12 protein-coding genes are annotated in these 12,413 nt (G+C 30.8%); 2 read left to right on the top strand and 10 right to left on the bottom strand.

Annotation, left to right across the window (positions count from 1 at the left end; genetic code table 11):
- The first annotated feature begins 5 nt into the window (after positions 1–5).
- Positions 6–992, top strand: coding sequence for a phosphate acyltransferase PlsX (gene plsX / locus ELQ11_RS03120; protein WP_002870748.1), 987 nt, complete (start codon positions 6–8; stop codon positions 990–992).
- Positions 985–1,959, top strand: a complete 975-nt coding sequence (locus tag ELQ11_RS03125; protein ID WP_052949500.1) for a beta-ketoacyl-ACP synthase III — start codon at positions 985–987, stop codon at positions 1,957–1,959. Before plsX ends, ELQ11_RS03125 begins: the two co-directional genes overlap by 8 nt.
- Here ELQ11_RS03125 and ELQ11_RS03130 read toward each other — a convergent pair.
- From ELQ11_RS03130 to fliF, 10 genes are all read right to left on the bottom strand, one after another.
- On the bottom strand, positions 1,956–2,306 hold the full coding sequence (locus tag ELQ11_RS03130; RefSeq protein ID WP_002861107.1) for a RidA family protein: 351 nt from the start codon (positions 2,304–2,306) through the stop codon (positions 1,956–1,958). The genes ELQ11_RS03125 and ELQ11_RS03130 overlap by 4 nt on opposite strands.
- Positions 2,303–3,379, bottom strand: coding sequence for a phosphoserine transaminase (serC, locus tag ELQ11_RS03135; protein WP_134225141.1), 1,077 nt, complete (start codon positions 3,377–3,379; stop codon positions 2,303–2,305). Before serC ends, ELQ11_RS03130 begins: the two co-directional genes overlap by 4 nt.
- 9 nt (positions 3,380–3,388) lie before the next feature.
- Entirely contained in the window at positions 3,389–4,552 is a 1,164-nt protein-coding gene (gene xseA / locus ELQ11_RS03140) for an exodeoxyribonuclease VII large subunit (RefSeq protein WP_126264461.1), read from the bottom strand.
- Positions 4,549–5,256, bottom strand: a complete 708-nt coding sequence (ubiE, locus tag ELQ11_RS03145) for a bifunctional demethylmenaquinone methyltransferase/2-methoxy-6-polyprenyl-1,4-benzoquinol methylase UbiE (protein ID WP_072223991.1) — start codon at positions 5,254–5,256, stop codon at positions 4,549–4,551. The genes xseA and ubiE overlap by 4 nt, the downstream gene beginning before the upstream one ends.
- 2 nt (positions 5,257–5,258) lie before the next feature.
- Positions 5,259–6,455, bottom strand: a complete 1,197-nt coding sequence (locus ELQ11_RS03150; RefSeq protein ID WP_002880500.1) for a hypothetical protein — start codon at positions 6,453–6,455, stop codon at positions 5,259–5,261.
- Positions 6,456–6,500: 45 nt separating this feature from the next.
- A complete protein-coding gene (gene perR, locus ELQ11_RS03155) occupies positions 6,501–6,911 on the bottom strand; it encodes a peroxide-responsive transcriptional repressor PerR (RefSeq protein WP_002861102.1) in 411 nt (136 codons plus the stop codon).
- A gap of 85 nt (positions 6,912–6,996) precedes the next feature.
- On the bottom strand, positions 6,997–8,844 hold the full coding sequence (gene dxs, locus ELQ11_RS03160; RefSeq protein ID WP_002870742.1) for a 1-deoxy-D-xylulose-5-phosphate synthase: 1,848 nt from the start codon (positions 8,842–8,844) through the stop codon (positions 6,997–6,999).
- Positions 8,837–9,667 carry a flagellar assembly protein FliH gene (gene fliH / locus ELQ11_RS03165; RefSeq protein ID WP_052858505.1) on the bottom strand — a complete coding sequence of 277 codons (831 nt, stop codon included), beginning with the start codon at positions 9,665–9,667 and terminating at the stop codon, positions 8,837–8,839. Before fliH ends, dxs begins: the two co-directional genes overlap by 8 nt.
- A gap of 7 nt (positions 9,668–9,674) precedes the next feature.
- Entirely contained in the window at positions 9,675–10,703 is a 1,029-nt protein-coding gene (fliG, locus tag ELQ11_RS03170) for a flagellar motor switch protein FliG (RefSeq protein WP_002854670.1), read from the bottom strand.
- A complete protein-coding gene (gene fliF, locus ELQ11_RS03175) occupies positions 10,703–12,385 on the bottom strand; it encodes a flagellar basal-body MS-ring/collar protein FliF (protein WP_002870740.1) in 1,683 nt (560 codons plus the stop codon). Before fliF ends, fliG begins: the two co-directional genes overlap by 1 nt.
- Positions 12,386–12,413: the final 28 nt, after the last annotated feature.

Here is a 12,413-nt window from a genome sequence, read left to right on the forward strand (position 1 = left end):
AATCAATGATTAACATTGCCATCGATGCAATGGGTGGTGATTTTGGAGAAAAACCCATTATAGAAGGCGTTTTAAAGGCACTAGAAGCAAAACCTTTTAACGCTATCTTGGTGGGAGATTCTAAAATTCTAAAACCTTTAATACCAAAAAAATTAGAACAATATATACAATATGAAGAAGCTAGTGAAATTTTTTCAATGAATGAAAGTGCCACTGATGCTTTAAAAAATAAAGAAACAACCATTTATAAAGCTATTAATCTATTAAAAGAAAAAAAAGTAGATGCTGTAGTTTCAGCGGGTCATAGTGGAGCAAGCATGTCCTTAGCCACATTAAGACTTGGGAGACTCAAAGGTATTTCAAGACCTGCTATCGCTACTTTAATGCCAAATATTACTAACAAAACTTTACTTTTAGATGTTGGGGCTAATACAGATTGTAAAGCTGAAAATTTATTTCAATTTGCCGTAATGGGTGAAGTTTATGCTAGAGAAATCATGCAAATTCAAAAACCGCGTCTTGCTTTGCTTTCTAATGGCGAAGAAGAATGCAAAGGTAATGAACTTACCAAAGAAAGCCATCAACTTATGAAAAAAATTCCAAATTTTATAGGTAATGCTGAAGGTAGAGATATTTTCAATGGCGAAATAGATGTTTTAGTCTGTGATGGTTTTAATGGAAATGTGATTTTAAAAGCTTGTGAGGGTGTAGCAACAGCAATTTTTCAACTTTTAAAAAATGAAGTAAAACAATCTTTTATTTCTAAAATAGGTGCTTTACTTATGAAACCATCTTTTAAGAAATTAAAAAAACATATTGATTGGCAAGAATATGGCGGAGCACCCCTTCTTGGAGTTAATGGTTGCGTGATCATAAGTCATGGAAAAAGCGATTCTAGGGCCATTAAAAATGCAATTTTTCAAGCTATAAATTTTAGCCAATCTCATATCAATGAACTTATAGAAAATGAACTTGGGAAATACAATGCTTAAAGCCAGTCTTAAAAGTATAGCTTCTTATATTCCAGAAAAAATTTTAAGCAATGCCGATCTTGAAAAGATGGTAGATACCACCGATGAATGGATCACTAGACGCACAGGCATTAAAGAAAGACGTATTGCTGGTGAAAATGAGAATACTAGCGATTTGGGTACAAAAGCTGCATTAAAAGCCATAGAAAGAGCAAATTTAAAACCTGAAGATATTGATGCAATTCTTGTAGCCACTTTAAGTCCTGATTATTTTACTATGCCTTCAACGGCTTGTAAAATTGCTTCAAATTTAGGACTTGTAAATATTAGTGCTTTTGATATTTCAGCAGCTTGTTCTGGTTTTATCTATTTGCTTGAACAAGCTAAAGCCTTAATAGAAAGTGGTTTGAAAAAAAATGTTTTAATCGTAGGAGCTGAAAAAACAAGTTCAATTATGGATTACAATGACAGAAGCATTTGCATACTCTTTGGAGATGGTGCGGGTGCTGGAGTTGTAAGTTTGGACAATGAAAATCATATCCTTGATGTACATACTGCAAGCAATGGTAATTATGGAGATCTTTTAATGACTCAAAGATCACAAAAATCAAGCCTATGTCAAACACTTTCTATGCAAATGAGGGGCAATGAAGTTTTTAAAATAGCAGTAAACACGCTTAGCAATGATGTTGTAGAAATTTTAGCTAAAAATAACATTTTAGCACAAGAAATTGATCTTTTTATTCCTCATCAAGCTAATCTACGCATCATTAAAGCCGTCCAAGAAAAACTCAATCTAAGTGATGAAAAATGTGTGATTACCGTACAAAAATATGGCAATACTTCAGCTGCTTCTATACCTATGGCAATGAATGATGCCTATGAAGAAGGTCGACTTAAAAAAGGAAGTCTGATCTTACTGGATGCTTTTGGTGGTGGTTTTACTTGGGGATCTGCGCTTTTAAAATTTGGAGGGGAGAATTTTTAATTCTCTCTTAACTTTCCAAAAGCTTGAATTTCTACCAAATAACCCTCTGCTAAAGCACTTCCCACACAAGCTCTAACAGGTTTAGGGTAATTTTTAATCCAAGCATCATAAATTTCATTCATTGCATCAAAATCTTTCATATTAGCTAGCCAGATTTGAATTTGAATTAAATCTCCTTTGCTTGCGCCTATTTTTTCAAACAAAGCATCAAGTTCTGCAAGCGCTTCTTTGGTTTGTTTTTTAATATCTCCGCTAGGTTCAAAAGCCACTTGTCCTGCGGTCTTAAAATATTTATCAAAAACAATAATTTGCGACATTCTATCGCACTCATCAAAACGCTTTATCATGTATATTTTCCTTGAAATTCTTTCATAAATTCACACAAGGTTTTTACCTGATCCAAATTAAGTGCATTATAAATACTTGCACGAATTCCTCCTAAAATTCTATGTCCTTTAAGTCCTATCATTCCAGCTTCTTCGGCTTCTTTTACAAAAAGAGGTTCTAAATCTTTATTTTTAGCAATATTAAAACTCACATTCATTAAAGATCTATCCTTTTTATCTGCATGTCCTTTATAAAATCCATTGCTTAAATCAATACATTCATAAAGCATAGTAGCTTTTTGAGAATTTTTCTCATACACTTTATCAAGCCCACCTTGATTTAAAAGCCAATCCATTTCAAGATTAAACATATAAATGGCAAAGGTTGGAGGCGTGTTAAACAAGGACTGATTCTCGGCATGAGTCAAATAATTTAACATACTAGGAATTTGTTTATTTTTAGATCTTTCTAACATATCTTTACGGATAAAAATACAACTTAAACCCGAAATTCCAGCATTTTTTTGCACTCCGCCATAAAAAAGAGCGATATTTGAAAAATCTACTTTTCTAGAAAAAAAATCACTCGATGCATCCACAATCAAAGGAGCTTTAGTTTTAGGATAATTTTGATATTGAGTGCCGTAAATAGTATTATTAGAACAAATATAAGCATAATCAGCATTATCACTAAATTCCGCACTAGGAATATGATCGAAATTACTTTCCTCACTACTTGCTACGGTTTTAACATTGACACCTAAAATTTGTGCTTCTTTAATTGCTTTTTTTGTCCAAACTCCTGTATTTGCATATTCACAAACCCCGTTTAAAGCTAAATTCATAGGAATCATAGCAAATTGCAAACTTGCTCCACCTTGTAAAAATAATACTTCATAATCATCATTTAACCCGTAAAGTTTTTTAGCTTTCTCTTGTGCTCCAAAATGCACTTCTTCAAATACTTTTGTGCGGTGAGAAATTTCCATTATAGAATAACCCCTACCTTGATAATCACAGAGTTCTTTTTGAGCTTGCTCTAAAATTTCTAAAGGTAAAGTTGATGGCCCTGCACTGAAATTGATTTTTCTCATAATCTATCCTTATAAAATTTTTGCTTCTTTTTGAGAAGTTTGAGAACTTAAAATAACGATATCATCACTCTTAAGATCTTCTAAATTTGCTATTTTACCATTTTTTCTGATACAAATAAACTTTTTGCTTTTATTAAAAAAATTCTCATGTTGCAAATAAGCATTTTGCAATTTATCTAATTTTAATTCATTATAACGCATTTGATTTGCCAGTAGATGATTTAATTGCTTTTCTATATTATAGCTTTGTTTTATTTTTTCATCTATTATTTTTGGTAAAGAATTAAATTTGAAAAATTTACTTAAATTTAAAAGCAAATTTTCATAATTTTGTATTTTATGATTCCAAAGTTGCATTAATTTTTCTTCCATTAAATCTAAACTTTGTTCTATATCTAACTTAGAATAAAACAAAGCATCTATAGCAGCTGAGGGTGTTGGAGCTCTAAAATCTGCAACAAAATCACTAATAACATAATCAATCTCATGTCCTATGGCTGAAATGATAGGAGTTTTTGCTTTAAAAATCTCTCTTGCTAAATTTTCATCATTAAAACAAAAAAGATCTTCCCTGCTTCCTCCGCCACGTGCTATAATAAGAACATCTAAATCCATATCATCGGCTTTTTTTAAAGTTTGTATAAGAGAAAAAGAAGCATTATTTCCTTGAGTTAAAGCATCAAAAATATAAATTTTTGCCAAAAAATATTCTTTTTGATGAATAAGTTTTAACATATCTTGTAAAGCAGCAGAAGTTTTTGAAGTGATAATGCCTACTTTTTTAGGAAATTTTGGCAAAGATTTTTTAAAGCGTGGATCAAAAAGTCCTTCTTTTTGCAAACGCTCTTTTAAAGCCAAAAACTGTGCTTCCAAATCCCCAAAACCTGCTTTTTTCATACTAGTAGCGATAAATTGATAACGACCGCTTTCAGGATATAAACTCACACTTCCACAAAGCTCTAAAAAATCCCCCACCGCTGGTTTAAACCCGACTTTTAAATTAACTCCTTTAAACATAGCACAAGCAATGCTTGATCTTTCATCTTTTAAATCAAAATACCAATGCCCTGAACCATGCAAAGTAATTTTTGAAATTTCTCCACTTAAAACTATATCATCAAAATGTGTTTCTAATAAAGCCTTTGCTTTAAGATTTAATTCTGTTGGTGTCATAGTTTTTTTGCTATAAACATTGAACTCACGCCAAAGCTAAAACTTTTATAATCAAGCATTTCAAAACCAGCATTTTTAAGTTCTAAGATGAATTCTTCCTTACTTAAAAATCCTTCAATAGAGTTTGGCAAATACTCATAAGCACTTTTATTTTTACTGATTATCCCACCTATACTTGGTAAAATATTTTTAAGATAAAAATCCCTACAAGCTGCTATAAATCCACCCTTTTCTCTTTTTGTAAATTCCAAAACTACCAAAATACCATCTTTTTGAAGTACTCTAGCAAATTCGCTTAAGGCTTTTTGTCTTTCTACAACATTGCGAATGCCATAACTAATGCTTAAAATATCTAAACTTTGACTTTCTAAAGGTAAATTTTGTGCCTCTGCTTCTATAAATTCAACATTTGGAAATTTTTCTTTTGCAACATTTAGCATACCACTACTTGGATCAATGCCTTTAATATTTAAAATATTTTTTTTCATTTTTAAAGCGCTCTCTTGCCAAATCTCTATCATATCCCCTGTGCCACAAGCAATATCAGCGATTTTTAAATCTTTTTTTAAATATAAACTCATCACTCTTTGACAAGCTTTTTTGCGCCACACTACATCAGCTCCAAAGCTTAAAATTCTATTCGCCTTATCATAAGTAGGTGCAATTTGATTAAACATTTCTATAATTTTTTCTTGTTTTTGCATTTTTATCCTTTGTAAATTTTCAAATTTTTACTTGATTTTTTAAGTAATTTGCAAAATTTATTTTTATTATTGATTATTTTGGAAAAAATATTTTTATCCCTATCTTTACAATATTTTTCATAAAGTTTGTTTAAATTTTTTATCTCTAAAAAACGGTAAAAATATTCTAAAAATATTGCTAATTCAAAAAAACTATTTTCAAAAAGCTCTAAATCAAAATTTTTTAGTATATTTTTTCTAAATAAAATAATTTTTTTTCTAAGTTCTAACGCAACAAGTTGTTTAAAAAACCTATCTTTGCAATCGCCTTCATAAAAAGAATTTTCCTTTATGAAAAAATCAAAATCATTAAACAAATCTTGGATTTTTTCATCGCTTAAAAATAGCAATAAATCTTGATTTGAATTTTCACTTGCTAAAATATCTTGAGTTTTTTTCGTTATATCTTTAAACTTTAAAGCCAAAATATTACTCAAATTTTTATCTAAAATAGTATTCATGCTTGATAAAACTATATACAAACTTCTTGAATAAAATAAAAATTCACATAAACTTTGCTTATCTTTTCTCTCTAAAGATAAAGTCCAATAAAATTTTAATTTTTTAAATAAATAAAATAAAAAAATCCTAAATCCATCATAAGCATTAATATAATTTGGAAAATCCAAGCTAAAATTCTGATTTTTTTCTATAATTTTAAAACATTTCTCTATATCAAACTTTTGATATTCAAAACCATATAAAACGATATGTTTAGAATTTAAATCATGATGTAATTCTTTTTGAATTTTAAAATCTTTAGGGATTTTAAATTCATTGGAACTATCCAATGTTGGAAAAAATATTTTTAAAATACAAATTTTAGGCTCTTCATAAATATCAATATAACTTTTTAAAGAACACAATTTAAATTCGAAGCGTTCTTTTTTAATGCTCTTTCCTATAATCTTTTTTCGAGCTTTTTCAAATTTTTTTTTAGAAATTTTCTCTTCTTGATTCTGTTCTAAAATTGAATTATTAAATTTTGTAATTTTATAAAATTCATTGCAAAAACTTTGAAATTTAACACTATGATTTGAAGTTATTTGAGTATAAAAAGTTTCAAATTTAGAATTTCGAAAAGGTATATTATCTTTTTTTAAATTCTCTAAAAGAGTGCAATCAGATAGTAAAAAGTTTTTTTGAATTTCATAAACCATTAAAATAACCCTTAAAATATATGGGCTATTTTAACCTTATTTTGCTTAATGACACTTTTTACAACTATCAACATAAGCACAAACGGACAGATGATTGACGAGATTGCCTATCTTTTTTTCTAAATGCTCTTGATATTCATAAAGCTTAGCATCTTTAAAACTTAAATCCTCTATACCACCACATTTGGCGCAAACTACATGAATATGTTCTTCTTCATAAATATCGTAACAAGTTTTTTGATTTAAAACATTGATTTCAACAACTAAACCTTGTTCTTGTAAAGTATTAAGATTTTTATAAACCGTCGCTAAAGAGATTGAAGGGTATTCTTTTTTAATTTCTGCATATAATTCATCAATATTAGGATGCTCATGTCTTTTTAAAATTTTTAAAACACATAGTCTTTGCGGAGTAGCTTTTAACTCATGTTTTTTAAGCATTTGTAGTAATTCCATTGTATTTATTCCTTGCTTTTTTAAGTGGAAATAATAATAAAATTTTTATTAAAAGAAGTTTATATTAAATAATATTTTTTATTATTTAATGATAAAATTTTAAAACTTTCGTCAACAAACTATTGACATCTTTTTCTAGATTTTTTTCCACCTCACTTGTTTTTCCATGTTCAATAAATTTGTCTTCATATTCAAAGCTAATAACTTTTACATGCAAATCATATTTTTGTAAAAAATTATTAATTAAACTTTCTATACCGCCAATTTTAACATTTTCACTAAAAATAAACCAAATTTTACTTTTTTTAGCAAGCTCACGCAAAAGTTCTTCATCTAAAGGTTTAGCAAAAATTAAATCAATCAAATTAGCATTATTATTCATTTCTTGCAAGGCTCTTAAAACTTGCCACGCTTTTGCCACACCTTGTCCATAACCTAAAAAAGCAATTTCACTACTATTTTTTACAAGCCATTGTGCCTTACCAAGTTTTATCTCACAAGGATTAAATTCTTTATCCAAAATAAAACTCCCTCTAGGATAACGAAAAGCAATAGGTCCTTGATGTAAATAAGCGTACTCCATTATATTTTGCATCATTTGCTCATCTCTTGGGGCTAAAAGAGTGAAATTTGGCAAAGGAGCTAAAAAACTAAGATCAAAAACACCTTGATGTGTCTCCCCATCTTCACCTACTATCCCTGCTCTATCCATAGCAAAAACCACATTTAAATTCATAATTGCACAATCATGAATCACTTGATCATAAGCACGCTGCAAAAAGGTGCTATATATTGCAATAAAAGGTTTAAATCCTTCTTTTGCCATAGCAGCCATAGAAGTTACTGCATGCTGTTCTGCAATAGCCACATCCCAAAAACGATTTGGATATTTTTCTATAAGCTTATCAAGACCTGTTCCACTTGGCATAGCCGCCGTAACCCCAACAATATTTTCATATTTTGAGGCTAAATCAAGCAAATTTTTAGAAAAAATTTCAGTAGCAGATTTTTTAGTATCACTTTTTTTAACACTCTCTCCACTATCTATATCAAAAGCTCCTACCCCGTGCCATTTAGCATGTTTTCCTTCAGCTAAAGCATAGCCTTTACCCTTTATGGTTTGAGCATGTATCACACAAGGCTTTTGCATAGCTTTTGCTTGTTTTAATGCAGAAATAATTTCACCTAGATTATGTCCATCAATAGGCCCTATATATTCAAGCCCTAATTCTTCAAACAAAAGCCCAGGAGTAATAAGTTTGAAACTCTCTTCAAAACGCTTGGCCATATAAGTAGCACTATCAGGCAATATATCCAACATTTTAGCAATACGCTTTTTAAAACTTTGATAAAACTGCGTTGCCATAGCCTGAGAAAGATACTTTGAAATTGCTCCAATTGGTTTTGAAATACTCATTTCATTATCATTTAAAAGTATTACGCAAGGAAATTTAGAATCACCCAATTCATTTAAAGCCTCATAGGCCATACCCGCACTTAAAGCACCATCTCCAATCAAAGCAACAGGAATACGCTTTTCACCTTTTAAAGCAATGGCCTTACAAGCACCTACTGCCAAAGAAATAGAGGTGCTAGAATGCCCTGCTACAAAATAATCCCCCTCACTAGGTTTTGTATAACCACTTAAACCATTGATTTGTCTTAAAGTATCAAATATTTCTTCTTTTCCGCTTAAAAGCTTGTGTGTATAAGACTGATGTGACACATCAAAAATAAAAGGATCTTTTTTTGCATCAAAAACCAAATGCATTGCTATACTAAGTTCTACAGCACCCAAATTTGAACTTAAATGCCCACCATTTTTACTCACAACTTGTATGATTTTTTCACGCATAGATGCTGCTAAATTTTCTAATTCTTTTAAACTTAGCTTTTCTAACTCTTCTTGAGTATGGGCAAATTTTTTACTCATTATTCACCATTTTTTTAATTTTAGTTAGACGAGAGTTAAGATTGGACTCTATATTGCCTGCGTCACTTATAATAACAACGCTTCCTTTGCTAATTGCATCATCAAGACTTATTTTAATATGAGTATTCTGATCAAATTGCTCTTTTAAATACTCATAATCCTCTGCATTAACCTTAAGCTCAATTGCACTAGCACCCTTAAGCTCGCCGATTAAATCTTTAGCCAAAGCATAAGCTATCTTACTTGAATTTAGTTCAAGCTCTTTTAAGATTACTTCTTTAGCGATATCTATAGCGGTATCTGCTAATTCTTTCTCGTTTTTTTCTATAAAATTTTCAAGATTTTCACAAGCATTATCGAGCTTGGCTATACTTTTTAAATACTTATCTTTAAAATCACTCAATTCCTTTTGAAATTCTTCTTTTGCTTTCTCATAACCTTCTTTGGCAAATTTTTCTTTAGCATTTTCAAGTTCTGAATTTAAGCGGTTATTAAATTCATTCTCTTGACTTTCTATTTGCATTTGAAGTTTAATAATATTGCTTGACATTTCATCTGTTTTTTTAAGCAAATCTTCAACAAAACTTGGTTGAAATGTTGGAATTTGAGTTTCCATAACAGCTTGCGTAGGGGCAATAGCATGATTTTCTTCGACTGGTTTTTCGTCATTTAAAGATATATTAGCATTTTCTTCATCTGGAGTTTGAGTATGTTTTTTTTCACCTGTATGATTATCAAATTCTGAAATAACTTTAAAACGATATCCTTCAACAACATGCTGATCAGAATCCCCACCGGAAATTACATTACTACGATTAACCATCTCTCACCTACTCTATCATTTCATCCGCATCGCCTGTTTGAACAAGACCTTGTTCTGCAAGTTTTTGCACCACTTCAACAACCTTTCTTTGTGCATCTTCAACATCTTTAACACGCACAGCACCCAAAAAACCCATTTCTTCAAGAAAAGCTTCGCTTGCACGCGTAGACATATTGGCTAAGAATTTTTGCTTTAACTCTTCACTTGCACCTTTTAAACCTATCATTAAATCACGCTTATCAGCTACTTTTAAAATTTCTCTTATAGCTTGAGTACTAAGTTTTTGTATATCATCGAAAGTGAACATAAGCTCTTTAATAGTCTCTGCTAAGCGTTCATCACTTTGTTCAATATAAGTAATGGTTGATTTGCTTGCTTTTTGACCCAAACGATTAAGCACTTCTGCTACTGCTCTTGGGCCACCCACTTCAACCTTATAAGAGGTAAGACTTTCAAGCTTGCTTTCTAGCACTGCAGAAACTCTTTTAATAATACTTGGAGAAATATCGCCAAGATTTGCCATTCTTATAACCACCTCAGCCCTTAATTCATCACTAAAATACTCTAAAGTTTCTGCCGCATGAATAGAATCCATGTGTGCCAAAATAAGAGCGATGGTTTGCGGGTGCTCTTTAGTAATAAAGTCTGCAAGTTGCTGTGGTTTAATTTGCGCCAAATAAGCAAAATTTTGATTATTCTCCATACTTTTAGTGAGTTTTTCAAGAATTTTATTTGCAATCTCTGGCCCAAAAGTACGAAAAAGTATTTCTTTAGCATATTCCAAACCACCACTTTTAATATATTGATTTGATTGAAGCAGAGTGTAAAATTCTTCTAAAACTGCAGTAGCTACGGATCTATCAACATTTTTAGCCATAGCAATATAACGTGAAATTTCTGTAATTACATCAATTTCCATATGTGAAAACACAGAAGTTGTTGCATCTTCGCCAAGTTGTATAAGAAATATCGCCACCTTTTCAGGCATCGATAAATCATCATAGACCATTTTTTGTTCTTCACTTAGCTTTATCATCACATATCCTTTTCACCAAATTCACTATCGTTTTGAATTAAATTTTGCAAAAGTGCAGCAATTTCCTCGCTTTTATCACTTACCAAACCACGCAATTTTTCAAGCAAAACCTCATACTGGATAGAATCTTCATTGAAATTATCTCCGAAACCAAGTTGTTCTTCAACTTTTTTCCTTGCTGCATTCATTTTTTCCAAAGTATCTTCAACATCATCTAAAACAGCATTTGGACCTTGCTGCATTTCTTCTTGTGCTGCGACATCTTCAAGCATTTTTTGAGTAAATGGAGTAATAACTTTTTTGTAAAAAATAAAAAGTAAAATCGCTGCAATAAAATACTTAACCGGTGGAATAAACGGCTCAATAAAACGATTATAAAAAGTTTTAACTTTACTTTCAACTCTAATCGACTCGCGATGAAATGGTAAATTTTGAACTACAACACTATCACCTCTAGCGGCACTAAAATTAATAGTATTTTTAACTATACTCTCAACACTTGCAAGCTCTTCTTTGGTTAATGGAACATATTCGCTTTTTACATTTCCATTTTCATCAACCACATCTTGATATTTTCCATCTATAGTAACAGCTGCTGAAGTGCGTAAAACTGTTGCAAATTGTTTTTTGGTATTTGTAATAGTTTTAGAAAGTTCATTATTTGTAGTAACTTGATTTTTTTTATAAGTGTCAATTTGACCCTTATTGTCAAGTCCTTCAACAGGACCTATATTAGAAACAGCACCTGGAACACCCTGAATTTCTGGATCTTTTCTACCTGTTCTTTCCTCGTTTAAAGTTTGCTCACTACGCACTATAGGATTTGGATCATAAATTTCACTTTGAGATTCTTGCTTGGAAAAATCAAAATCTATATTTACACTCACTTTTACTTTATCCATACCACCTGCAAAAGGAGCTAAATTTTCTATAATCTTATCTTCTAAAGCTTTTTCTTGATCACTTTTAAATTTAATTTGCGCACGAACCAAGTCATCTTCATATGCTTCTTGCTCATCTAAAGGTACACCACTTTGATCACTAATCTTAACATTTTCTTTAGTAAGTTTTGGAACTGCCGCTGAAACAATATTTTTTATACCATCAATTTGTTTTCTAGTAAGCTTTAAGCCTTCGCGAACATTAACAACAACTGAAGCTGTAGGCGGAATTTGCCTTTCGGTAAAAACACTATCTTTAGGAAATGCTATGTGTACAACAGCACTACGAATAGGTTCTAAAGTCTCAATAGTTCTTGCAAGTTCGCCTTCTATGGCTCTTTGGTATTTTACCTTTTGCTCTTCATTTGTAGCTCCAAAAGCTTGAGTATCAAAAGCTTCAAAACCCACGCGACTATCTTTTATAAGACCTTCGCTTGCAATAAACATTCTTTGACGATAAACCTGATCTTGTGGAACTAAAATTTTATTTTCACTTTCTAATTTATAGGGAATATTATTTTGTTCAAGTTTAGCTACAATTGCAGCAGAAGAACTTGGACTTACATTTTCAACTAAAACTGCATATCCATTATTTGCATTACTACCACTTCCGCGAAATAAAGCTAAAAAAACCAAAAACCCAACCACCACTACAATAGATGCAGCAATCACTATACGCTGCTTGCGAGTTAAATTTTGATAAAGTTGCCCAATTTGATGAAACATATTTTTAAAATCCATTAATTCTCATCCCTTAGTTTGGCGAATT

Source organism: Campylobacter sp. US50a (assembly GCF_004379015.1).
GTDB lineage: Bacteria > Campylobacterota > Campylobacteria > Campylobacterales > Campylobacteraceae > Campylobacter_D > Campylobacter_D jejuni.